The following is a 22,976-nucleotide window of genomic DNA, read 5'->3' on the forward strand; positions in this document are numbered from 1 at the left end:
AGTAGATCAGAGGCCCAGGGCGTTGCGGTGCTCTTCCATCAGGTCGACGCCATCAACGATTTCAATCATGTTGATCACATCAACCTCATAGAGCACCTCGCCGTTGATGGTCAGCTTCGCGTAACTGTTGGTGCTACTGACTTTTGTGGTATTGCTCTCGCCGGTTTTCCATTCACCGGAGTCGACTTCTTTATGTCGCCCGCGTACAACCAGCTCAATGGCCTGCACTTCGCCGGTATCGTCACGCTGAATGGAGCCGGTGAAACGCAGCTGGATGCCGTCAACGGTAGCTTTACCCATCTGCTTGAATAACAGCAGCTCGGTGCCACCGATTGAAAACTCCGTGTCCAGCGCGCCATCATCCAGCCCCAGATCAACATCCGCCGAACCGGGCATTCCGCCGCCGCGATACTTTTCAAACTTGCGGCCGAATTTAGGCAGGGTCAGAGATTCAACGATCCCCTGATAGTTGTTCCCGTCGTTAAACAGGTTCAGGTGTTTTAACTTGCGTGGTAAAGCCATATTGTCCCCTTACGCGCTGACCTGGCTGGAGAAATCCAGCAGATACTTATCGGTGATGCGCTGGCGCAACATCAGGTTTTCCAGAGGCGGCACAGGCGTATAGTCATAATCGATGGTGAGCTTCCCGGCTTTCAGGGAGTCTTTATCGTTGACGGACTCATCCAGCCAGCAGTCTGCGCCGATGAGATACCCCTGCCTCACCAGGCTGCGCATTTTGGCCCGGATACCTTCGATAATGTCGCGCGCCAGCGACGGGTTAAGCGGTTTGTCCACGGCCCACATGTGCGCTTCTGCGATGGTGTCAGCCACTACCTGGGCGGTGCGGGTGTAGTTTTCAAAGGCAAACAGCGGATCGTCACTGAGGCAGCGGGAACCCCAGAAGCGGAAACCGTCTTTGCGGATCAGCGTGGTGACATCGTTCTGGTTAAGCAGCCCCGCATCGGTTGCCGGGTCCTGCAAATCCCAGAACACATCGGCAGAAATGCCGGTGACGCCGTTCACGCCCACATTAGACAGGGATTTGTGCCAGCCGGTCTGCTCGTCAATTTTGGCACGCAGGCCCAGCGCACGGGCAGAGGCGTAAGCCGTTGCGTCAGCATTCAGCACGGTGTCAAAACTGATGAAATCAGGCCAGATCAGCATCCCCTCGCGCTGGCTGAAATTATCTCGATAGGCAATAGCCTCCTCCACAGTTTTGCAACCGTAGGCGGACAGATAAGCAAACCCGCGCAGACTCTGCGCCACGCTCAGCAGCTCAGTAGCTACCACCTGCGTATCGTGCCCCGGAACGCCAAGAATGCGCGGCTTAACGCCGAGCTGGGACTGCGCAGATAACAGTGCCTTCATGCCTGTTTTTTTGCCGTCGGTTGTCACGCTACCGATAATGTTGGAGGTTGTCTCCGCTTCGGTTTCACCCTGTGCAACGCGCACAACTACGGTAACGGGTTTGGCCTGGTCGGCAATCGCATCCAGCGAACGGGCCAGCGTGCCGGACTCGCCTGCTTTACCGCTGGCGGTCAGCACGTCGGTAAGCAGGACCGGCTTATTGAGGGGAAACATGGACGCATCAGCATCATCGCCGGTACAGACCATGCCCACGATGGCGGTGCTCACCGTGGTAATGGAGCGGGTGCCCTCGTTGATTTCAACAACGCGCACCCCGTGGTGGTAATCCTGAGCCATAAGGCAGTCTCTCCGGTTTACAGGGGGTGTGCCTATGTTCTGGTTGATACACGCGCTGCGCACGCTTTGGGCTTTGTGTAGGGAATGGCACAGTTTGCAAGTAATAATTTGAGCTGCTGCGATGATCCCCGAACACATGGCAGAGAATAGCCACAGGATAATGAGACCTGAGGTTTCCCGATTATCGGGAACTGTTCAGGGCGTCTGACATCCAGAGCACGGTAGCCTTTATTAATATTTACTCTTCATTTCAATACGTTGTAGCTTTTATTGAGCTCGCTTATTTCTATTTGTTTCGAAGTTATCGGGGAGGCTTTTGGCGTCTTGCCCTGACGCACATCACGCATTTGTTTGACACATTTAGCCATTGCGGAAAGGCCAACATCAGTAGACTGAGCTGGCGTCAGAGGCGGTGTAATTCTGGTCGGCAACCAACTTTGCGGTTTCGAGTTTGAATTAAGGAATGAAATTTCTTATTTTCATTGAAGCACATGTGTTGTTCTTAGAAGAATGCTGAACCTCTGTTCAGGAGGCCTAACTCAGCAAACCACTTCAAATTACCGTGCAATATCATTACAATGCGATTAAATTCATTCACTCCCTAACTAGGATAATAATGCTGCAAAATTCTTCTCTTACAGAAAATAAGCCTAACCTGGATTATATTCAGGCGTTAAGGGCACTGGCTGCACTGATGGTAGTCCTCCATCATGCTAAAGCCTTTCTGGTTGGAACTGTTTATGAAAAACTTTCGTTTGATCTCTTTTGGCCAGGAGCCTTCGGTGTAGATCTTTTTTTCATAATCAGCGGATTTATTATAGTTTACACATCCTACGACTATACAAGAAAAGACTTACCAACCTTTATAAAAAAGAGATTCATCAGAATTTGGCCTTTGTATTTCATTGCAACAATGATTTATGCCTTACTATTCAAAAACACAGACCTGTCAACAATGCATGGCTTTGTTTATTCCGATAAAATTAATGCAGTACAATCACTAAATATTATTAAAAGCCTTTTATTTATCCCTCTTAATTTTTATGATCCTGTGTATTTTGGCGCTGCCACATTATTCGTCGGATGGACCTTAAATTACGAAGTTTATTTCTATATAGTCTGTGCAACAGGGTTGCTATTTTCCAGGAATAAATACTGGTTTTATGCTCTTTGGTTTTTAACAACGCTATTTATAATCCCATCGTTTATGGGGTTAGCCACGACTATAAGACCTACTATAGAGAATGGTGGGTATTTCAATCTCACAATACAAAGCGTTGTATGGGAGTTTGTTTTTGGTGCATGCGTTGCTATTTTATTCAAAAAAAATATGCTTAGGATAAAAGATCCCAAAAAAGCAATACCGTTAATACTCATTGCATTCGCAATCCCTGCATATGGCTATGTTACAAAAAGGAACACAATGCATGGGGTAGAATATTTCGGAATGTATTATTGCATAATGTTTTTCCTTCTTACATCATGCCATCAATTTATAAAGGACAGTATAAAAATACCCAAAACAATACTTTCCATAGGAGATGCGTCTTATTCTTTATATCTCTTACACCCTATAGTTTTCATTGTCTTGTTCAAATTAAAAGAACGATTACTACCAACATTAGATTACCAGAACTTTTATTTCATGTTCATTTCAGTAATAGTATCAATTCTAGTGTCAATCCTTTCTTATAATTATCTTGAGAAAAAGTTAATTAACATATACAAAAAATAATTGCATTCGTTGATTGGGGTAGTTCATTCTACCCCACAACGCGTTACTTCGGCATTAGTTGTTTGTTGGCCAATTAATATTGGGTGCGCAGGAGATGTCTACAGACTCCAGTGCATCAAGATAATCCAGCCACATATTGTATTGTATCAATTCTTCCTCTTTGAGTCTCCCAATCGCCGCCTTACCAGGCCATTGCTTGCCATTCATGTAATTGTTGGCAGCATCAATCCGGTTTTGTTTTTCGACTCGAGCCTGCGCCAAACTCTCCTCGCGAGTCGGCGGAGGAACATCTCCCCATGCAGGTAAACCATCAATACCGGCAATTAAGAATTTTCCTTTAGGTGGATCGGCCGAAAATTTCTCATGAATATCGTCGGCCACCTCAATGGCATCAGATGGCCATGTACCAGCGGCATAATATTCATCCTTCCAGCCGAAATAATAAAAAGCATTTTTAGAAGGGCTATAGGCATAATTCATTTTTTATTTCCCGATTGCCAGAAACATTGCGCGAGTACTTGTAATACCACCCGCAATAGTTGTAATGAGCGTTACCACCGCATCAAAGCCAGTCAGGGACTGGTTCTCGCAGCTCACAGCAGCCTGAACATAGTTTTTCTTGGTAGCGAACACACCAATCAATCGTAAAGGGAAGGCCTGAGGGAAAGTAATGGGGGTTGTTACACCCGTACCGACAGTAGTTGAGTTGTTTACTAATCGGTTAAAAGCCATGAGCTTATATCCACCAGGCAGCGTGTAAACAACAGTTTCTGTATCTGGTTCACTGAGAGAGTATTGCAAACCGAGGTATTCGAGAATGGCCGCAATAGATTTTCCCGACAAGGCTGTAAGCGTATTATCCAGAGGCTGCTTGTTCGCCAGGGCATTAGTCATAGTGGCCGCAAAGTTAGGATCGTTACCTAACGCCGCCGCCAGTTCGTTCAATGTATCAAGCGCTGCAGGTGAGGAACCAACAAGCCCTGCAATAGCGGCCTGCACAAAAGCAGTATTGGCAAGCTGAGTTGAATTGTTACCAGCTGCCGCCGTCGGGGCTTTTGGGGTGCCGGTAAACGTCGGGCTGACTTTTGGTGCATATTGTGAATGCGGATCAGCGGCCGCAAGATGTGCCGCCATCAGCTCATCCACATACACCTTTAACTCCAGCACCTTATCATCCACGTATTTGCGGGTTGCCAGCACCACTGCAGGGTCAATTTTCAGAGTGATGTTATCGGTGCTGCTGGTAATCAGCACCATGCGCACGGTCTGCGTGCGGCCGCTGCCCTCTGCCAGCTGCGGCTTGTAGCTCTCCGGGCAGTTACCGACAGCAATCAGCGCGCCGGTTTCATCAAACAGACCAACCTCACGAATCCACCAACCGCCCTCAGTTTCGGGAATCACCTGCTCAGCGATCACCTGGCTGCTGTTCTGCGGATCGATATACAGCATATTCAGAGCTGCACGGCGTTTTTCACCGACCAGCTTTGTCTGTTGTGCGTTTGGCGTTGGCAGCACGCCGCCGCCATCACCCACCGCCATCTGTGTAATTTTCAGCGGAACACCGAGCGCGGCGGCATTTGCCAGTTTCGCCGCGCCGATATCCGTCAGCAGGGTATAAAATTTTGCGCTCATGGGTTCACTCTCATTGTGTCAATAACATGGACGGCGCCGCCCTCGTAGGCAGAACCGCCGGAAATGATGGTTTCGTTGATATACGGGTAAATCGTGATTTCTTCGCCGCTATAGGTGGCAGCCCCCACAAAATAGGGCCCGCGCGTCTGCAGATTGATGGACATGCCGATCAGATGCCTGCTGCAGGGTTTGGCGTCACCGATGAGGCGCTCCAGCTCCAGATAGGTTTCCTCTGTTATGCCCTGGTCCTGCACCCCAATATCAAGGCGAAACGTGCCCGGCGCCTCGCCTGTCTGCCACCATTCAATGATGCGGATCAGGAAGCCGAACGGCTCCACCACACGCCGCACAGCGCTGGTTGTGCCCTTGTGCTGATGGATATAGAACGCATCCTGCACCACGCGGCGCTTTACGCTTTCCGCCCATCCTTCGTCCCAGCGATCAACCGAAAAGGCCCACGCCAGATACGGCAGAAACTTGACCGGGCATGTTGCCGGGTTCCATAAATCCCGCAGCGGCACCTGCAGATCGGAAATATCGCTGCAGGTCTGAGCGAGGCGGCGCTCAAGCGGCGATGAACCAGGAGGAAGCAGACTATTCATCCGCTCCCCCGTTGGTTACGCTCCATTCCGTACATGAAGCGGCTTGTGTCTTATCCAGCACCACATCAGCGAGCGGCGAGGCCAGCTCAACACGCTGCACACCTTCAACATGCAGCGCGGCATAAATAGCACTGCGGCGAATATCGCGCCCCAGCCTCGTCTGGCTGACGATATATTTCTGCAGGCTGGCCTTTGCCGCCTCCATCACCGGCTCTGCTTCTGGCCCCGGGTAAAGAAAGATCGTTGCATCCACGCTGTACGGAATAATTTCAGCGCTACGCACCGTCAGACGGTCAGCAACCGGCCGCACGTTCTCACTGTTAAGCGCCTGTTCAACCACCGCCAGCAGGTCCGCCGCTGCCGTTCCGTCGCCCTCACGGCTCAGTACGGTAAGCACCACCTCCGCCGGTGCCGGGCTGGTTGCGCTGGCGTCAGCGACTCGCCCGTCCGTGCTTTTAGCGTGAAACTCATAAGCCGCCGTTGGTCCCGCAACGGACAGTCCCTCAAATGCAGCAGGAACACGCAGGCGCAGCGCCTCGTCACTTTCCATTATCGCTGCGACCGGCGGCACCGCGTCGTTATCGGCAGGTGTAACCGTCAGCCGCTTCACGTTGTAGTTGGCCGCCATCTGATCGAGATCGCCGCCCATGGCATAAGCCACCATGACCGCCTGCGCCGCCTCGTTGATACGCTGCCGCAGCAGGATTTCCCGGTACGTGTTTTCCTGCAGTTGTTTGGTGATGGGTTCAGATTCCAGCTCAAGCGTGCGCCGCACCGCGTCCTGTTCTTCTGCCGGATACAGGGCCACAAAGGCGGCCTTACGCTCAGTCAGCAGGGATTCAAAGTCCGGCACGTCAACAATTTGCGGCGCGGGGAGCTGGGAAAGGTCAATGACTGCCATTGTATGCTCCTGTTGATACCGAAAGAGAAACAGGCGCGCCGTTATTGCGCTTCCCGGTTAGCTCAACCACCATGGAGCCGTCAAAGCTGCTGTTGACGGTGATGGAATCCAGCGTAAGCCGAGGCTCCCAGCGACTCAGCGATACGTAAACAGCCGCCATAATCTGCAGGCGCAGCGCCGGGTTCTGGGGCTGGTCAATCAATGCTGACAGCAGGGAACCATATTCCCGGCGGGCTATACGGCTTCCCTGGGGAGTCAGCAGAATATCCCTGACCGACTGCCGCAAATGGTCCGCATCAGAAATGGCTTTGCCATTGTCCTGATTCATACCGATATACAGCGTCATACCGGGCCTCCTGATGTATCGCCGCCGGACTTAACGCCGGTATGACCATGTTTATCGACTACGATCCCGTTAGAACTCATGGCGCCGCCGCCCTGGGTGACGCCACCATTGATCACCACCTCGCTGTTTATGCGCGTGTTACTTGCTTCCACCACAAACTCCCCCGTTTTCAGGGTTATGTTATCTGCCGCCTCGATCACCATGGATTTGATACCCCGCACATGCCAGCGGCCGGTCGCGGGTTCATATTCAAACCAGCCACCGTCCGGGTATTCCGTTACACAGCCGTCCACAGAGTCTGACGGCGGCGCGAACTGGTTGGAATAGATCGCAGGTAAGGCAAAAGCGGTTTCCAGATTGCCGCCCATACTCAGCACCACCACCTGCTCATCCGGCGACGGGCACCACCATGTACGGGCACCACCTGCGCGCAGCGTCAGCCAGTTAATCCAGTTGGTTTCAAGCTCGCCCACTTTCACCCGGCACAGCCAGTTTTCCCGGTCCACTTCGGTTACGGTGCCGGTGCGGATCAGGTTGGTGATAAGGCGCATGATTTCGGTTAGTTGTGCGTTCATATTTTTAATTTGCCAGCCAAAGCAAACTCAGGCATGTTTTGAACATTGTTTCGTAAATCACACAATGTGAAAAAAAAGAGAGACCGATGAAATTTAAATTTGGCTTGAATTTACCTTGGGGAATTTACCTTTCCATCCTTGTTCTTCTTACGATTGCAACTTATATTTGGGACAACGTAGACTCTACAGATACAAAGGATTTAATTAAATACATATGCTTGATACTTACACTCTCAATTGTTCAGGGAGCCTTACTTATAAGAATGAGTAAGTTCGAGATTTATAAAAACATTCTAAACGCACTATGGAATATAGAAACAGCGGCAACTTTCCTCTATGGTATGTACGTAGTTTTGGAGTATTCAAACGCGCCATCACAAATTAAACTACCCTTTGCACAATGGTCAGCAGACAATCGTGAAATCTTTACCTTATCTATTATTTTCTTTAGTGTTATTTGTGTGGCAAGAGCAGGATACTCAGTAGCAGAAATATTCAAAGCACCAATAATAAAAACATTACCCATTGAATCGTCAACCTTAAAAAAAACAATAATAGAATCTAAAAAAATTAAAAGGCACTCGGGCAAAAGAAGAAAGAAGTAAAGCTATTCCATGAGCCAGCGCATCAAGGTGTTAAGGGTAACGGTTTCCACCTCATCATTCACGCCCAAAAGACGGCGTGCCGGGTACCGGGCCTCCGGGCCGTTGCGTCTGACTCGATCACGCAGGCCATAATGGTGAACACGGGCGATGCGCTGGACTTTCCCATCAAACTGCACGCTGGCAGAGTCCGCAGTGACTGCGGTTTTCAGGTATTTAGTGGTGCGCAATTTGGCGAACATCTGGCGCTTTATACGCCCCTTTTTACTTCTGGCCGTCACCCGGCGCACCTCAAAGGCGGTGCCGTCTGGATTGCGCTGCAGCCTGATGTTTTGCTGTTGCGACCGGCGCAGCTCCTGCGCCAGTTGTCGCATCATACGGTTGCGGGCTGCCGGTTCCAGATTCGCCAGCAGCGCCGCCAGCCAGTCATCCACCCTCTGCAGGTCATCCACGTTTCATCGTCCACATTTCTTCGGGTACGTCGGGTTCCGGCACCGCTTCTACGCTCGATACGGTGCTGTCTGTGCTGACGATCACGCGCTCCGTGAGCTGCAGATTGAGGCTGATATCACACAGATCGTTGCTCAGGATATCGACGTCAAAGGTAAAAAGTTTTTCACGCAGCTCCGGGTTGTTGATGGCGTCCGGTTGATTGGTCATTAACCAGAGCAGCACGGGCGCCATCACTAAATTCTGGTTGCCGCTAAAATCTTCAATCACCACGTTCAGGGTGTAGCGATATTCCCATAACATTGAACGGGCGCCGGTTGCGACCAGCGAACCGTTATCAACAAAAAGGTGCAGCTTGTCCGGGTTGTCACGGACATACGCCACCGATTTATTCAGGGCGTTGCGTAAGGACTGCGGCTTGTTCACTGTCTCGCTCCTGACACGCTATGATCGTGTCCACTTTGTCGGCACATACTGCCCAGGCGGCCTCAGTCTCATCCAGCACCTGGTTCAAATCCCCATTACTGCGCGGCGCTGACCTGTCCAGGCGGCATTGCGTCACTTTTGGACAACCACTCACGGTAAGCTGCACCTCCGGCGAGGGCCGGGCGCTCCCGCAACCGGATAATGTCAGCAGGCAAAGGAGTGTCAGCCCAGCGGCGTAAATCCTCGTTTTCACGTTTTAGCTCCTCGATCCGGCGCTGGCGACTCCGCAACAGCGCGGAAGTCTCCTCCGCTGCAGCATAAAGTTGCATCTGCGCCCGGCTGTTGGTTTCAGTAAGAATTGAAAGGCTGATGAGCTGGCTGTTTTTCTTCGCCAGCTCCTGCTTGTTATTTTTAAGCGCCTCAGCCTGCGTCCCGATGGTGTGACCGGCATTATTAAGCCGCCATGACTGCCAGCCCAGCAATGCCAGCACCAGAGCCAGGATCACCGCCAGCACGCGCGTCATGCCCCTGCCCCTTTAAGACACCAGGCAAGCTCACGGGCGCGCCTGTTTTCCAGCCCTTTACTCCTTTGACCATTTACATAAATCCAGCGGGGGAGTTGGTTGCACGCCTGCCACCATTGCTGGCGATTGATGTAAGAAACCATTGTTGACCGGCAGATTGCCCCCGTTCCGACATTAAAGCCGATACTGATCAGGGCATCGTAAACATGCTGAGGTGGCTTAACCTGCAGGCAGGCTTCAATCCTTTTTTCCGTCAGCAACACGTTATTAATCAGCCCCTGCGCGGCCTGTCGCTCCGTTATGGTTTTGCCCGGCACTACCCCGGACGTATTGCCGATCCCGTCAGTCCAGACCCCGGCGCTGCACTGGTATGGCTGCAGGCGGCACCCTTCGAAATCAGCAATCAGTTTCAGCCCCTCGACGGAGGTATGAAGCGACTGAAAGCCCGGCAGCGTGGCGGCAATCGCCAGCACCGCGCCGACCAGGCAACGCTTAACGATTGAAGGACTCATATTCCCCCCTGGATATTCTGCCGTCCCGCAGCAGCTGGTAGGCTTTCCAGCGTAAATAACAGGTCACCGCTGCAGTAATAATCCCCAGCGCAAGACCGGTAATGGTCGATACATCTTTAAGAGACAAATCGCCGAGCCATGCCAGAAGCAGGGCAACGCAGTAAGTGATAAAGGCGCTGATTCGTTCAAGCGTCATAGTTCAGTCCCATAACTGGACAGTCTGCGCAGTGGTTGACGCCGTAATGTCCGGCAGCTCCACCTGCAGCCCGTGCGGTAAAAAGGGGCCATATTCAGCCAGCCCCGGATTCGCCTGCAGCACCTGCTCAGTGACTCCCTGCGTGCGCCCGTAATGGCGCCAGCAGAGTGCGTCCACCGTGTCATACTGATGCGCACGCACTTTCATCAGATAAGCTCCACCGTGCAGTGCGGTGCATCCTGCACCCGGCTGATAGCCCAGCGGGCATCACGCCACAGATCGCCGCTGACCTCCGCCAGTTCCTCCCCTCTCTTTACCCCGGACGCCGTGGCGTCATAATCCTGGTAACGCTCATTGAGCACGGCGCGCGCCCAGCAATACACGGCGTTGAGGTAGTGCTGAATGCGCTCGCTTTTGCCGTCCAGCATTTCCGCCGGCACGTCAGCCAGATCCCGGTAGCCCAGCATGTGCTGGCGGTTGCGGAAGTCGTACAGCTCAGCGTTAACCTCGGAAATGGCTGTCAGCGCAACCTGCCTCAGACGGGGCTGCGTCACCGTGCCGTCAGTGCGCATCACACTGCGAAATTCCGACAGGTCCACATCAGGCCAGAACGGCGTATTTTTAATAACGTCCGCCTGTTCCGGTGCCTGTTCTGGCGCAACAAACTGCATGCGGCTTTCTCCTGAAATAGTGGGCGGTGGACGGGGTTTTGATGTGGCAGTGCCTTTCGCCACCCCGTGCCGCCCGTGCGCGGGGCACGTTCGTTAGCGGCTGTCACTGCGCAATCTGCGCTCCAGCTGCTGCTTTTCTTTTTTCACGCCGCAGCGGGGATCGAGCTGCAGCGCATGGGTAAGGTGATTAAGCGCAGAAGCCGGGTTGCTTTCGGTCAGTACCGCGCCGATGGCTTTGTGCAGGCGTGCCCGGGACTGGTCCGGCATATCCAGATCGGTAGTCAGTTCCAGCGTCTGCAGGAGCAGATCGGCATCAAAACCGGCGGCGGCCAGCAGGGCGCTTTGTGCGGCGTCAGCCATTTCTTCCGCCAGAACGGTCTGCACGTTGCGGTTGCCCAGCGGCATCACCCAGCCATGGCGCAGCGCATGACGCCCGATTTCCAGCGCACCGGCATAATCACCGGCATCGATACGCCACAGCATCACGTACATCAGCACGTCATCCTGCTGCGCACCTCCGGCAGCCAGCACGCCCTCCGCCCAGGCGGCATACTTCGGCAGAAGCTCCACCTTGATTGCCGCCTTTTTCACGGTGGACTGGATACCCTTAAGGCGGCGGCGGTCTTCTGCCAGCTGCAGCAGCATCAGGTCATAGCCGGACGCATGGCGAACGCTGCCGCCCTCCCGGGCGGCCTGTTCGGCCTGAATGCGCAGGCGGTGCTGCCGTGCCGGACTCAGGCTCATGCGTTACTCCCCACCTTCCGGCGCAGCTGGCGCGGTGAAGTCACCGATAGTGATGTTTTCGACCAGGGCCGCGCAGCGGTAGTCTTCAATCACGTACGCTTCGTTGACGGATTCGAAGTTCTCAATTCGGTCACGTTTTGGGTTGTCGATAACAGAACGGCGGCGGGTGTCCTCCTGCCAGTAAATGGAGAGGTTATCCAAACGGGTGATCAGCAGGGCATTCGCAGGGAAGAACGGCGCACGAACCGCCTGCAGCCCACCCATGCGTTTCTGGCTGATAATCAGATCGGCGGCGATTTTCTCGCTGTTTTCCTGCTCTTTGTTAACAAGCGGGAAATACTTGTCAGACAGCAGCTCGCGACCGCAGATGACAACCAGCTCGTCATCATCCTGGTAAACCACGTCGATCAGCTCGTTAACCGCATCCATCACCACGGCGTCCAGGTTGGCATAGTCGCCGCCTTTGCCCACCTTCACCACGCCTGCGGTGGTGGTGCCGTCCTGGGTGGCGCTGCCCATAACGTGGTCCGGCGCGTCTTCGCGGATTTTCTGCAGCCAGCCCTTATTCACGTCCTGCAGCAGCGGGTTTTCAGCGCGGTTGGAGGTTTTGGCGCGCTTCACGCCGTTGAAGCCGATCATGATGCGGTCCAGCGCCTGGCGCTTGATGATGGCGTTACGGATACGCACCTGGAAATCCTGGAATTTCGCCCACAGGTCCAGCTTTGCGTAGGTCAGCACCGTGTCAAAGTTGGTCTGCTCGCATTTATATTCCACGTCCTCCATCAGCATCGGATCGGTAGGTTCGCGCTCTTTGGTGGTGGTATCGGTGGTTCCGGCAATGGTTGAGCCAACGCCCAGCCCAAGCAGCTGGCCGGACTGTTCCGCAACCGGCGTGATGTTAATCAGCGTAAGGAAAGCAGCGGACTGCTGGATCTGGTCTTCCAGCGTCTGCTGCACGGACGGGTCTACGGTGAACTTGCTGGAAAGTTCTTCCACTTCCACGTTGTTCAGACGCGCCAGCTGCTGCAGGTAGGCGTTAAAGGCAAAACGGGTATTCTTTTTCATCGGGTTTTATGCTCCATCAGCAATTGGTCAGGGTGCCAGCCGGTGCGTCACCGCCCGGCGCGCGCTGGCGGTAATCTCTACGGCTGTCTTCACGGCTCAGCTGCTGCTGAAGCTCGGCAAAGGCGGCCTGCTGCTCCTGCAGCGAGGATTCAAGCTCAGAAATGCGCGCGTCCTGGTCGGACAGGGATTTATCAGTGCGCTCGCTCAGGTTCTGCTGTTCGGTGGCGACCAGCTCGACGGCTTTGTGCACGTCTGAGAAACGCGCATCATCGGTCTGCTCTTTTTTGGTGAACAGGGCGGTGACGCGGGCAAAGAGGGACGGCTTTTCGTCCTGGGTTTCTTCCAGTTCGATCAGCGTTTCTTCGGCGGCGGTAAACAGGTTTTCCGGATTCTGCTTGCGGTTTGCCAGCGGATTGTGCGCGGCGCTGGCGCTGAAGGTCAGCATCTCAGTGCCCAGGCTCGCCGGATCGTCAGTGGCGGCCAGCCCAACAAGGTAGGCTTTGCCGGTGTCGGCAAACTTCGGGCTGACTTCCATGGAGGTGAAAAGCTTCTGGCCTTTCTTGACCAGTTCAACCAGTGCGCTGGTCGGTTCCACGTCGGCATACAGCGCCATTTTGCCCTTCAGCGGTCCGTCCTGAATTTCTTCAGCAACCAGCGCCGTCACCCTGCCGTAGCGGTTGAAGGTGCTTTCCGGCAGATAAGACTTGATGTGCTCAAGGTTAATCAGCGCGGTGTAGACCTCCGGGTTGTAGCTGGCCGCCATCTGCTCCAGCCATTCGCGCTGGATTTCGCGTCCGTCGGTGGTGGCACCTTCCACCCCGATGCGGAAACGCTTTGCTTTCACTGTCATGAGCCGTGCTCCGTTAGAAAAAACTTACTGGAGCCTTATGTTTGCGGTGATGGGGGGAGTGAAACAACGCGCGGCGCTTGTACGGTCAGCCACACAAACCGCAGCCGGGGAAAGCCGCCGGGCAAGGCCGTATGTTTGGGCCATGAACACGACAATGACCCCCGCAGACCTCGATCCCCGTCGGCAGGCCATGCTGCTGTACTTTCAGGGATACCGCGTAGCCCGCATTGCAGAAATGCTGGGCGAGAAAGTTGCAACCGTTCACAGCTGGAAGAAGCGCGACAAGTGGGGCGAGTATGGGCCGCTGGATCAGATGCAGCTCACCACCGCCGCACGCTACTGCCAGCTCATTATGAAGGAGCAGAAAGAAGGGAAAGACTTCAAGGAAATTGACCTGCTGGCGCGCCAGTCAGAGCGCCACGCCCGGATCGGTAAATTTAACGATGGCGGCAACGAGGCAGATTTAAATCCGAAGGTTGCCAACCGCAACAAAGGCCCGCGCCGCCAGCCCGAAAAGAACGTTTTCACCGACGAACAGATCGAGAAGCTGCAGGAGGTTTTCCACGGCTCGATGTTCGCCTACCAGCGCCACTGGTACGAGGCAGGCAACCGCCACCGTATCCGCAACCTGCTCAAATCGCGCCAGATCGGGGCGACCTTCTTTTTTGCTCGGGAGGCGCTGATTGACGCCATCACCACCGGCCGCAACCAGATTTTTCTCTCAGCCAGCAAGGCACAGGCGCACGTCTTCAAGCAGTACATCATCGACTTTGCAAAAGAGGTGGATGTGGAGCTAAAGGGCGACCCGATGACGCTCAGCAACGGCGCGTGCCTGTACTTCCTCGGCACCAACGCCCGCACGGCGCAGAGCTACCACGGCAATCTGTACCTGGATGAATATTTCTGGATACCGAAATTCCAGGAGCTGCGCAAGGTGGCCTCCGGTATGGCCATCCATAAAAAATGGCGTCAGACCTACTTTTCAACCCCGTCCAGCCTGACCCACAGCGCCTATCCGTTCTGGTCCGGCGCGCTGTTCAACCGGGGCCGTGCCAAAGCGGACAAGGTGGACATTGACCTGACCCACGGCAATCTGGCCCCGGGCCTGCTTTGCCCGGACGGTCAGTACCGCCAGATCGTCACCGTGGAGGATGCGGTGCGCGGCGGCTGCAACCTGTTCGACCTGGACCAGCTGCGCATGGAGTACAGCCCGGACGAATACCAGAACCTGCTGATGTGCGAATTCATTGACGACCTGGCATCAGTGTTCCCGCTGAGCGAGCTGCAGGCGTGCATGGTGGACAGCTGGGAAGTCTGGTCCGATTTTCAGGCGCTGGCGCTGCGCCCGTTTGGCTGGCGTGAAGTCTGGATCGGCTATGACCCGGCGAAAGGTACGCAGAACGGCGACAGCGCCGGATGCGTGGTGGTGGCACCGCCCACGGTGCCGGGCGGCAAGTTCCGCATTCTGGAGCGGCACCAGTGGCGCGGGATGGACTTCCGCGCCCAGGCTGACGCCATTAAAAAGCTGACCCAGCAGTACAACGTGACCTATATCGGCATCGACTCGACCGGCGTCGGCCACGGCGTCTATGAGAACGTTAAGGCGTTCTTCCCGGCGGTCCGGGAGTTTGTCTACAACCCCAACGTAAAAAACGCCCTGGTGCTTAAGGCATACGACATTATCAGCCACCGGCGCCTGGAGTTTGACGCCGGGCACACCGACATTGCGCAGTCCTTTATGGCAATCCGCCGCGCCACCACCGCCAGCGGGAACCGCCCCACCTACGAAGCCAGCCGCAGCGAAGAAGCCAGCCACGCAGATCTGGCCTGGGCAACGATGCACGCACTGTTTAACGAACCGCTGCAGGGCGAAGCCGCCACTACCAGCAACATTGTGGAGATTTTTTAATGAGTGATCTTAACGCCCCTGTCGATACCCTAACCACAAGAGAAACTAAAACCACCTCGGCAGAGGCTTTTAGCTTTGGTGACCCGGTCCCGGTACTGGACCGCCGGGAACTGCTGGATTATGTAGAGTGCGTACAGATGGATCGCTGGTATGAACCGCCGGTGAGTTTTGACGGGCTGGCGCGCACCTATCGCGCCGCCGTGCATCACAGTTCGCCGATTGCGGTGAAGCGCAACATTTTGACCAGCACTTTTATCCCGCACCCACTGCTCAGCCAGCAGGCATTCAGCCGGTTTGTGCAGGACTATCTGGTATTTGGTAATGCCTATCTGGAGAAGCGCACCAACCGGCTCGGCGGCATTCTGTCACTGGAACCATCACTGGCGAAATACACCCGCCGCGGGATCGATCTCGATACCTACTGGTTTGTGCAATACGGTATGACCACGCAGCCGTATGAGTTCACTAGAGGCAGTATTTTTCACTTGATGGAGCCGGATTTAAACCAGGAAATTTACGGCCTGCCTGAATATCTGTCCGCCATCCCTTCCGCCCTGCTGAATGAGTCCGCGACGCTGTTCCGCCGCAAGTATTACATCAACGGTAGCCATGCGGGTTTTATCATGTACATGACCGACGCCGCACAGAATCAGGAGGACGTGAACAATATTCGCCAGGCCATGAAAAGTGCCAAAGGACCGGGCAACTTCCGCAACCTGTTTATGTACTCGCCGAACGGCAAAAAGGACGGGATTCAGATCATCCCGCTGTCAGAGGTGGCGGCTAAAGATGAGTTTCTAAATATCAAGAATGTGAGCCGGGATGACATGATGGCGGCTCACCGCGTTCCGCCGCAGATGATGGGGATTATGCCGAGTAATGTTGGGGGATTTGGGGACGTAGAGAAAGCTAGTAAAGTTTTTGTTATAAATGAACTGATACCTTTACAAAAACGCTTACAAGAACTAAATCACTGGATAAGTGAAGATATAATTCGATTTGAACATTATAGCATATCTTGAATAATTAAAACATAGGGCCAAAATCGGCCCTATGGATTAAAACTCAAGCTCTTCTCTGATTTTTGGGAATTTTTTCATTACCCGAATATCAGTTAACAAATGCCAACGCCAGAAAACAGAAAATGGATATGATACATCACACATTGGCTTTAGCTTATTTTTAGCCTCTTGGATTTCCTGTACTGTACTTCGAGCACTAACAAGTTTCATTCTCCAACCAGTAAAGTAAAACAATTCATCTTGTAACTTCTCTGAAAGGTTTACTCTGGTAATACCCCTTAACCCAGTGTTTGATGAGTTAAAACATTCATCTAATAATTTAACGGTATTCAAAACCTTTATACTTGGTCTTTTTCTTCTCGGGTATACTTGGACACCACTCGTTACAGCGTTCCCTGCGAGATGAACAATCTCATTGAAAACATCGACCTCATTTTTTGTGCAATCAAGTAGATTTTCAAAAGCATCACTTTTGATACTATTGCAGCGACTGCAGGCTAAAAATAAATTCTTCCAATCATATTTAAGTTCATCACGATTACGATGTGGAATAAAATGTTCTATCTCTGGATCCATAAGGTTACCCTGCTCGCAAAGATAGCATTTCCCATGAAATATACCATCTAAAGCATTGACAACTGTTTTATGGTTATATACTTTCCTCGACAAACATTGAGGCGCAGGAATATTTCTGGTAACATTAAACATCTTCTTCCCTTTCGCTATAATCTAAATATTTACTATTAGCGACCATAAAAGCTGCTTTAGAACTTTTATCAAGAAAATCAATATTTTTCTGCAGAATTTTCATTATAGAACGAAATCTATCATCGAAGGCATCATTTTCAACTAAACTCATTAATTCTTTAACTAATGCATTTAGTTTATCTGAAGAAACATCCTCGCCTAGCAATCCCTTTATGATCGCTGTATAAGAATACAATGACAAATCACCCATCTGATCCAACGTTGAAAGGTTAAATATAATGGCATTGGATACTGACTGGATAACAAAAGGTGAATGAGTAGAAACAATAAATTGTATCCGAGGGAAAGATGATGAGAAAAAGCTAAATACTTTCTTCTGTAATGTCACATGAAGATGAGCATCAATCTCATCAATAAGTACTATACCGGTCATATCCTGCTTACTGATTTTATCAAGTTCTGCTTTTATCAATAAATCAGTATAAATAGAAAGTATTGACGAAAATCCAGATGACAATTTATCCAGCCCAAATGGCTCCTTATTATCTTGTAAAAGATATATTTTTAGCTTATCAAGATCAAAGTCCATCTTGATACTTTCATCTTCAAAAAGCTCTTTTAGATCGCCATTAATACTTTCGATAATATCAAAGGCTCTTTTATGGTCATTAACATTACCCACACCCTTACTAACTAAAGCATAATTCCACAATGTAACTATATATCTTTCAAAATACATCCCTGCATCAACTTTAGAATTATTCGCCTGCGCTGTCCCATACTCACTCAGCAACAAATCAAGACTACTTATTTTACCATCATTTTTGATATTAGCCTCTCGTATGGCAGGAAATAATCTTATAATTGATTTTCTCTCTCTTGCAGCAATTCTAAAGTCCATCACATCATTAAAAGTGATATCAAAGTTTTCAAACTCTTTTAAGCTTTCTGTTAACCTTTCAATTTCAGCGTTAAAAAAATGATAATTACCTTCGCCTCTATTTGAATATCGTAAGTTATCTTGACGGGCACTCAATTGTCTTTGTAGTTGTTCCCTAGTAAAAGGATCATGGGAATTAATTGATTTTTCGATAAATTCATAGATATTCTCAATTAGCCTAGTTTTACCAGACCCATTGTCACCAGATATTATAAGATTCTTACCATTAAGACTTAATGTATAAGGCTCATCATTTTTTTTAAAAAAGATAGTTTCGATAAAATGTCGCATTGCTCATCCCGTCATACTTATCAGTTATCAGATAATATGACATTACATTTTAGATTTCATCCGGTTTGCTAACATATCTACTATCGCGCGCTCGTATCCCCGCCACGCCTGCCCGCTTTGTGTAGTGGTTTTCATGCATCTGCATGACATAAGCAAAAGCCCGCCATTCCTGGCGGGCCTCAACAAAAATGATCCTCAAACGATCATGCGGATTCATGCACCATAGTCATGCACTACCCTGCTCTGCATCGCCAGCAGTCCTTCTCCTGCGTGTTGATGGCTTTTTACCACCCAACTTGCGACAGTCTTTACGGTCGCGCGCTTCGTCTTCTTTAAATTTGTTATACGTTTCAGTGTCAAAAAACGAGATGGTTTCAACTTCATCTTTAGGGATCAGCACACGGAAATCCTGGATATTCAGGCGCGACATCCCACCGATAACGCCGCTTTCAAGATAGTGCTGATGATAGTTTGTCGTGATGCTTATCGTGAGATCGTCTTTATCACGATAGCCGCTTAACATAGGGAGTATTTCCAGGTGTTCCGACAGCCCATTCTCCAGCGCCGGACACGTCACCAGGCCAACATAGATTTTTCGCGATGAGAGTGTCGCGATGATCGGAAATTGTCGTGCTGATGCTTCCATCAGCAATGACTCAAAAGAGTTATTCCCCACAGCCTTAGCCAGCGCATCCCAGCGGCGATCACCGCTCTTTGTACGCAACTTATTACCCAGGCCAGAAATTGCAGAAAGCACAATTGAAATAACAACCCATGCAATCTGCTTGATTTCATTGATACGCTGGGCTTTGTCGGATGAAGTAGACAACATGCCGTTGAAGCTATCCGGCGTAAGATTAAGCTCATTAGATAGCCAGCGGAACCCGCCTGTAATATTCAGGACGAAGGTTAAAAAGCCACCGAGCAGAAAGAACACAATTCCCCAGGCGGCGACAAAAAAATAAGCGTCCCAGCCATTGGAACGCTTATATCTGTAACGTGTTGAAATTGATAGGTTTACATATATAAAACCACTAACCAAAATCACTGCTAAAAGTAATGTTGCCATTATCGGGTTCTGTAATAATGTTTTGCTTTGACGCTGCTCGTTTTGATGCCTTCAAGCTTATCCATCTGATCTCTGATGGCTTTCATAGCTTCTTCGTTGGACAAATCTACGGACACAAAACCATCTTTACTCAGATTGAGCTTGTCCTGGTTCTCTTTCAGAACCCGTGCCAAACGTTCAACTGGATTACCCAGCCTCAATGCGGCGATACTTGACATAACCCCTCCTTCTTATATGGCGCGGAAGTGTACACTTCGTCACCAGCAACCACAACAGCAAATTCCTTATAAGTAAGACAACCGTTTTAACTGTTGGTTGCGTTACTTAACTTAAGTTCATTGCCCCTAATCGCGCAAGATGTTTCTGCCTTAACCCGCTGCATTTAGCATATATAGTGCCTCTAATGAGAAGTAGGCACTAACCAAGACGATTTCCAACGCCTCGCGTGGCTCGTTGTTCAACCTTGCGCCCGGTAAAAACCAGTTTTATCGTCCGCAACGCTCACTAGTGTAACCAGCTGTCATCCTCCCAGACCTGCTGCATAATCTCCATCACTCGCTTTTTGTCTTCATCCAGTTTTAACCCGCTCAGCTCAACGCCGTTGGCGCTGCCCTTACGGATACGAATTGCTGTTTTGGGATACAGGGGGCGCAAATTTCGGTAAAGCAAGGATTCAAGTGCTTCTAACAGCGCCTGGCTAATTTTCTGCTCTTTATCGATCATTATTTCAACGCGCATAGATTTTCCCCTAACAGGTAACGTCCATTGTCCGGCTGTATTCATGGTTGCGAATTTTTGCCATCAGCTCGTCAGTCAGCTCAGAAACCCACTGGATAGCCAGGCGCTTTTCTTCGTCGCTACACTCGCTTGCCGCTACCAGTTTTATGAAAAAATCGATGCGCTGAAGTTTCAATGACTCCAAAAGATAATCCTGCATTTTCCCTCCTATTACGACCACTTACACAAGACAACTGTATGTATATACACTGTTTATATATACAGTATAGTACCAATTTCTAAATGTAAAACGCTTTTTTGGACTTCAATAAGAAAGCCCTGACATGAGTCAAAAACAGGAAATATTTCCGGTGTGTCAGTAATACTGCCGCCATTTGTCATCCTCGCGCAGCCGCCCGTTCTGGTAAAAGATGCGCAGCCCTCCCCCTGACGGAAGGCTGCCGCCGCGTAAAAGTAAATTCACTTCGTACTCACTGCCATCGAACCCTCTGGACCGCAGCTCATATTCCAGCTGCAGGCGCTGCTGCTCAGAAATATTCTGCCTGTAAGCCTTTTTCCGTTTTGGTTTTACCAGCCTGAGCCGGGAGACAAGTTCCCGCCGTTCCTTTTTGCCCATGCCGTGAAGGTAGTCCTGCAGCGCCTTTTCATCCATGGACGTAATATCCGGTACTTCACCCCCTGTCTGGTTCAAATTTTCAACAGGGGGACAGTTATTGCCACGAGTCCAAGGGGCGCAAGCGCCCTGGTCGGCTGTCGCCTCCTGAAGGTCAACGGCTTTACGAACCATTTTCCACTTCACTGCATGAGTGCAAATCCGGCCATCAATGATCGGGGACCAGACGCCATAAATACGAACACCGTGATCGCCGTAGGTGCTCGGTTCGTCGTTAAGCTCATAGGCAGTTCTGACAAGGTGATGTTTACGGGGAACTAGGACGCCGCCCTGTTTCATGATGTAGGTGGCAAAACAACCAGCATCCGCTGCGGCCAATACAGCATCCAGACGCGGGTTTTCCAGTACCGGCGCGCCTGCCTTCTTGCCACCCTGCGCCCTGGCAGCCTGACCGGCCAGCAGGCGCAGCTCACGGTATGCCTGGCGGCCAGGAATACCAAAGAAGCGGAATTGCTGTACACGGTGCAGCGAAGCCCAGGCGTTTACGTTCTCAGCGTTATCGCGCAGCGATCTGCCCGTTTCTTTACTTATTTCCTGCGCCAATCCGCGCCCGTCAATGTTTTTACTAATGTATTTGGCGATATAGCTGGTCGGTGTCCCCTTGCGCGGGTTAATAAGCTCAGACTTGAATCGCGGCCCGGTATTGGTGCCCAGCTCCTCCCGGTCCTCACGAATGGCGAATTTACGCAGCAGCGCGGTGATGGATTTGCGGTCTTTTTTGCGCATGAAGCAAAGCAGGTGCCAGTGCACGGTGCCGTCATGGTGTGGCTCAGCAACGCGAACGCCATACCAGCGCAGCCCGGCTTTGTGCATAGCCTTACGGAAGGCGGCAAACATATTCACCAGGTAATCGCTGCTCTGGCGGACCGTGGCACTGGTCCATTTCGGGTTCTGCCTGCCGTTATTGAGCGTTGCATGAAAGCGTGACGGGCAGGTGATGGTATAGAACACGGCGCATTCACCACGCATTTCTGCGATCAGCTCCAGCCCCTTAACGCAGGCCATCATTTCGTTGCGCCGGTGCGCCGGATTGCTGCTGCTGGCGTTTACCACTTCTTCCATATCCAGCGTGTCACCTTCGGCGTTAACCAACTCATGCGAGCGGAAAAATTCCAGTGATTTGCGACGCTGTTCGCGTTTGTGGATCACAGCTTCATAGCTGACATACGGTGACGCTTTTTTGTTAACCAGGCAGACAGCGCGCAACTGTTCTTCCCGCCATTCACACCGCATCTGCCACAGCTTGCGATACCACCAGTCCGCGCAAAGCATACGGGCAAGCGAGCCCGGAATAAGCTCGTATGGAACCGGCTTACGGCGGTGCTTTTTACGGCGTAACTGCTCGAAAGCAGGCGGGATAACATCAAGGCGCATAGCCTCAGCGGCCACCCTTTCCCATGACCGGCGGATCTCTTCCGGCATAACGTCTTCATCCATAAACAGCTCACCGCAGGCAGCATCCAGACACATGCTCATGTGTGCCGCCACCAGGGTTGACAACCGCTTAACCTGCTCCTGATTCATTTCGGGCAGGACCAGCAAGCCCTCCAGCCCGTCGTGGCTCGCCATAAAACGGAATGACGCAGAAATCTGGCTGGTACGCACGCGCCCGAGGCGTTCCAGGCACGGCCTGATAGTTTCACGTAGATAGCGGGAATATGCCTTCGGTTTGCCCAGGCCCTCGAAATATTTAATCCGTTCAAGAAGCGGCTTACTGATATGCGCCGGCTGGGCGCTCACGTCAGCAACGATGACCAGATCGGGATTGAATTGCTGCTGTTCGCGGGCCATTTTGGCGCGGCTTAGCAGCTGGTCCTGCTCCATTTCCCGCTGAACAGGATCACGGGATTCATTGAAGAAATAGCGATCCCAGACCTCATTACTCAGGGCTTCGCGGCGCAGCTGTTCCTGCTCGTTATCCGCAGCATAGTGAGTAATCAGGTTTGAAAGCGCAGAAACCGGCGCTACTTCCGCCGGGTCCATGTAGGGGTTTAGTGCTTTTTTCGGGCCGTTCCATGGGAAAGCCCCAGCGGCCACGGTCGGGCCGCCTTTGTCTTTTATTAATTCATGCATCAGTGACTGGCTCCGAAG

Annotated in this window: 29 protein-coding genes and 2 pseudogenes; 4 read left to right on the plus strand and 27 right to left on the minus strand. The window is 51.7% G+C overall.

What is annotated here, in order from left to right; genetic code table 11:
- Window positions 1–6: 6 nt before the first annotated feature.
- From SPH27_RS17450 to SPH27_RS17460, 3 genes and pseudogenes are all read right to left on the minus strand, one after another.
- Window positions 7–522, minus strand: coding sequence for a phage major tail tube protein (locus SPH27_RS17450; protein WP_252040645.1), 516 nt, complete (start codon window positions 520–522; stop codon window positions 7–9).
- 9 nt (window positions 523–531) lie between these two features.
- A complete protein-coding gene (locus SPH27_RS17455) occupies window positions 532–1,704 on the minus strand; it encodes a phage tail sheath protein (RefSeq protein ID WP_322435728.1) in 1,173 nt (390 codons plus the stop codon).
- A gap of 100 nt (window positions 1,705–1,804) precedes the next feature.
- Window positions 1,805–2,139, minus strand: a pseudogene (locus SPH27_RS17460) (IS3 family transposase); the annotation flags it as partial.
- 181 nt (window positions 2,140–2,320) lie between these two features.
- On the opposite strand from SPH27_RS17460, the gene SPH27_RS17465 reads away from it, so the two are divergent.
- Window positions 2,321–3,439, plus strand: coding sequence for an acyltransferase (locus tag SPH27_RS17465; RefSeq protein ID WP_322435729.1), 1,119 nt, complete (start codon window positions 2,321–2,323; stop codon window positions 3,437–3,439).
- A 54-nt stretch (window positions 3,440–3,493) separates the two neighbouring features.
- Here the strand turns inward: SPH27_RS17465 and SPH27_RS17470 are convergent, their stop codons facing one another.
- The 6 genes and pseudogenes from SPH27_RS17470 to SPH27_RS17495 all read right to left on the minus strand — a co-directional run bounded on the left by SPH27_RS17470 (window position 3,494) and on the right by SPH27_RS17495 (window position 7,495).
- Window positions 3,494–3,919, minus strand: a complete 426-nt coding sequence (locus tag SPH27_RS17470) for a tail fiber assembly protein (protein WP_213787960.1) — start codon at window positions 3,917–3,919, stop codon at window positions 3,494–3,496.
- A gap of 318 nt (window positions 3,920–4,237) precedes the next feature.
- Window positions 4,238–5,071: pseudogene (locus SPH27_RS17475) on the minus strand (phage tail protein); the annotation flags it as partial.
- Window positions 5,068–5,673, minus strand: coding sequence for a phage tail protein I (locus SPH27_RS17480; protein ID WP_322435730.1), 606 nt, complete (start codon window positions 5,671–5,673; stop codon window positions 5,068–5,070). The pseudogene SPH27_RS17475 and the gene SPH27_RS17480, both read right to left, overlap by 4 nt.
- On the minus strand, window positions 5,666–6,574 hold the full coding sequence (locus tag SPH27_RS17485; protein ID WP_322435731.1) for a baseplate assembly protein: 909 nt from the start codon (window positions 6,572–6,574) through the stop codon (window positions 5,666–5,668). The genes SPH27_RS17480 and SPH27_RS17485 overlap by 8 nt, the downstream gene beginning before the upstream one ends.
- Entirely contained in the window at window positions 6,561–6,920 is a 360-nt protein-coding gene (locus tag SPH27_RS17490; RefSeq protein ID WP_322435732.1) for a GPW/gp25 family protein, read from the minus strand. Before SPH27_RS17490 ends, SPH27_RS17485 begins: the two co-directional genes overlap by 14 nt.
- The gene (locus SPH27_RS17495) at window positions 6,917–7,495 is read right to left on the minus strand and encodes a phage baseplate assembly protein V (protein ID WP_014884896.1); all 579 of its coding nucleotides are present in this window, start codon (window positions 7,493–7,495) and stop codon (window positions 6,917–6,919) included. Before SPH27_RS17495 ends, SPH27_RS17490 begins: the two co-directional genes overlap by 4 nt.
- A gap of 86 nt (window positions 7,496–7,581) precedes the next feature.
- Here SPH27_RS17495 and SPH27_RS17500 point away from each other — a divergent pair, with 86 nt between their 5' ends.
- The gene (locus tag SPH27_RS17500; RefSeq protein ID WP_322435733.1) at window positions 7,582–8,100 is read left to right on the plus strand and encodes a hypothetical protein; all 519 of its coding nucleotides are present in this window, start codon (window positions 7,582–7,584) and stop codon (window positions 8,098–8,100) included.
- Between the two features lie 2 nt (window positions 8,101–8,102).
- Here the strand turns inward: SPH27_RS17500 and SPH27_RS17505 are convergent, their stop codons facing one another.
- The 11 genes from SPH27_RS17505 to SPH27_RS17555 all read right to left on the minus strand — a co-directional run bounded on the left by SPH27_RS17505 (window position 8,103) and on the right by SPH27_RS17555 (window position 13,535).
- Window positions 8,103–8,549 (minus strand): phage virion morphogenesis protein, encoded by a 447-nt coding sequence (locus SPH27_RS17505; protein WP_322435734.1) that lies wholly within the window; start codon window positions 8,547–8,549, stop codon window positions 8,103–8,105.
- The gene (locus tag SPH27_RS17510) at window positions 8,542–8,973 is read right to left on the minus strand and encodes a phage tail protein (protein WP_322435735.1); all 432 of its coding nucleotides are present in this window, start codon (window positions 8,971–8,973) and stop codon (window positions 8,542–8,544) included. Before SPH27_RS17510 ends, SPH27_RS17505 begins: the two co-directional genes overlap by 8 nt.
- Window positions 8,936–9,184 (minus strand): Rz1-like lysis system protein LysC, encoded by a 249-nt coding sequence (gene lysC, locus SPH27_RS17515; protein WP_223195361.1) that lies wholly within the window; start codon window positions 9,182–9,184, stop codon window positions 8,936–8,938. The genes SPH27_RS17510 and lysC overlap by 38 nt, the downstream gene beginning before the upstream one ends.
- Window positions 9,069–9,497: an Rz-like lysis system protein LysB gene (lysB, locus tag SPH27_RS17520; protein WP_322435736.1), complete on the minus strand. Its 429-nt coding sequence runs from the start codon at window positions 9,495–9,497 to the stop codon at window positions 9,069–9,071. The genes lysC and lysB overlap by 116 nt, the downstream gene beginning before the upstream one ends.
- The gene (locus tag SPH27_RS17525) at window positions 9,494–10,009 is read right to left on the minus strand and encodes a lysozyme (RefSeq protein ID WP_004206870.1); all 516 of its coding nucleotides are present in this window, start codon (window positions 10,007–10,009) and stop codon (window positions 9,494–9,496) included. Before SPH27_RS17525 ends, lysB begins: the two co-directional genes overlap by 4 nt.
- Window positions 9,990–10,205, minus strand: coding sequence for a hypothetical protein (locus SPH27_RS17530; protein WP_014884902.1), 216 nt, complete (start codon window positions 10,203–10,205; stop codon window positions 9,990–9,992). Before SPH27_RS17530 ends, SPH27_RS17525 begins: the two co-directional genes overlap by 20 nt.
- A 3-nt stretch (window positions 10,206–10,208) precedes the next feature.
- Window positions 10,209–10,412, minus strand: coding sequence for a tail protein X (locus SPH27_RS17535; RefSeq protein WP_000868184.1), 204 nt, complete (start codon window positions 10,410–10,412; stop codon window positions 10,209–10,211).
- Window positions 10,412–10,876, minus strand: a complete 465-nt coding sequence (locus SPH27_RS17540; protein ID WP_322435737.1) for a head completion/stabilization protein — start codon at window positions 10,874–10,876, stop codon at window positions 10,412–10,414. Before SPH27_RS17540 ends, SPH27_RS17535 begins: the two co-directional genes overlap by 1 nt.
- A 93-nt stretch (window positions 10,877–10,969) precedes the next feature.
- Window positions 10,970–11,620 (minus strand): phage terminase small subunit, encoded by a 651-nt coding sequence (gene gpM, locus SPH27_RS17545; RefSeq protein WP_029740065.1) that lies wholly within the window; start codon window positions 11,618–11,620, stop codon window positions 10,970–10,972.
- A gap of 3 nt (window positions 11,621–11,623) precedes the next feature.
- Entirely contained in the window at window positions 11,624–12,685 is a 1,062-nt protein-coding gene (locus SPH27_RS17550) for a phage major capsid protein, P2 family (RefSeq protein WP_322435738.1), read from the minus strand.
- Between the two features lie 16 nt (window positions 12,686–12,701).
- Window positions 12,702–13,535 carry a GPO family capsid scaffolding protein gene (locus tag SPH27_RS17555; protein ID WP_322435739.1) on the minus strand — a complete coding sequence of 278 codons (834 nt, stop codon included), beginning with the start codon at window positions 13,533–13,535 and terminating at the stop codon, window positions 12,702–12,704.
- A gap of 142 nt (window positions 13,536–13,677) precedes the next feature.
- Between SPH27_RS17555 and SPH27_RS17560 the strand changes: the two genes are divergently transcribed.
- Entirely contained in the window at window positions 13,678–15,444 is a 1,767-nt protein-coding gene (locus SPH27_RS17560) for a terminase ATPase subunit family protein (RefSeq protein ID WP_322435740.1), read from the plus strand.
- Window positions 15,444–16,466 carry a phage portal protein gene (locus SPH27_RS17565; protein ID WP_322435741.1) on the plus strand — a complete coding sequence of 341 codons (1,023 nt, stop codon included), beginning with the start codon at window positions 15,444–15,446 and terminating at the stop codon, window positions 16,464–16,466. Before SPH27_RS17560 ends, SPH27_RS17565 begins: the two co-directional genes overlap by 1 nt.
- A gap of 36 nt (window positions 16,467–16,502) precedes the next feature.
- Here SPH27_RS17565 and SPH27_RS17570 read toward each other — a convergent pair whose 3' ends face one another.
- The 7 genes from SPH27_RS17570 to SPH27_RS17600 all read right to left on the minus strand — a co-directional run bounded on the left by SPH27_RS17570 (window position 16,503) and on the right by SPH27_RS17600 (window position 22,958).
- Window positions 16,503–17,174 carry an HNH endonuclease gene (locus SPH27_RS17570; RefSeq protein ID WP_322435742.1) on the minus strand — a complete coding sequence of 224 codons (672 nt, stop codon included), beginning with the start codon at window positions 17,172–17,174 and terminating at the stop codon, window positions 16,503–16,505.
- The gene (locus SPH27_RS17575; protein WP_322435743.1) at window positions 17,167–18,405 is read right to left on the minus strand and encodes an AAA family ATPase; all 1,239 of its coding nucleotides are present in this window, start codon (window positions 18,403–18,405) and stop codon (window positions 17,167–17,169) included. The genes SPH27_RS17570 and SPH27_RS17575 overlap by 8 nt, the downstream gene beginning before the upstream one ends.
- 226 nt (window positions 18,406–18,631) lie before the next feature.
- Entirely contained in the window at window positions 18,632–19,474 is an 843-nt protein-coding gene (locus SPH27_RS17580; protein ID WP_322435744.1) for a hypothetical protein, read from the minus strand.
- Window positions 19,474–19,692 carry a multidrug ABC transporter ATPase gene (locus tag SPH27_RS17585; RefSeq protein ID WP_322435745.1) on the minus strand — a complete coding sequence of 73 codons (219 nt, stop codon included), beginning with the start codon at window positions 19,690–19,692 and terminating at the stop codon, window positions 19,474–19,476. Before SPH27_RS17585 ends, SPH27_RS17580 begins: the two co-directional genes overlap by 1 nt.
- Window positions 19,693–19,978: 286 nt before the next feature.
- On the minus strand, window positions 19,979–20,212 hold the full coding sequence (locus tag SPH27_RS17590) for a DinI-like family protein (protein ID WP_322435746.1): 234 nt from the start codon (window positions 20,210–20,212) through the stop codon (window positions 19,979–19,981).
- Between the two features lie 10 nt (window positions 20,213–20,222).
- Entirely contained in the window at window positions 20,223–20,411 is a 189-nt protein-coding gene (locus SPH27_RS17595; protein ID WP_023568301.1) for a hypothetical protein, read from the minus strand.
- Window positions 20,412–20,567: 156 nt separating this feature from the next.
- Window positions 20,568–22,958, minus strand: a complete 2,391-nt coding sequence (locus tag SPH27_RS17600; protein ID WP_322435747.1) for a replication endonuclease — start codon at window positions 22,956–22,958, stop codon at window positions 20,568–20,570.
- Window positions 22,959–22,976 lie beyond the last annotated feature (18 nt).

Source organism: Enterobacter sp. A103 (assembly GCF_034427535.1).
Lineage (GTDB): Bacteria > Pseudomonadota > Gammaproteobacteria > Enterobacterales > Enterobacteriaceae > Enterobacter > Enterobacter asburiae_B.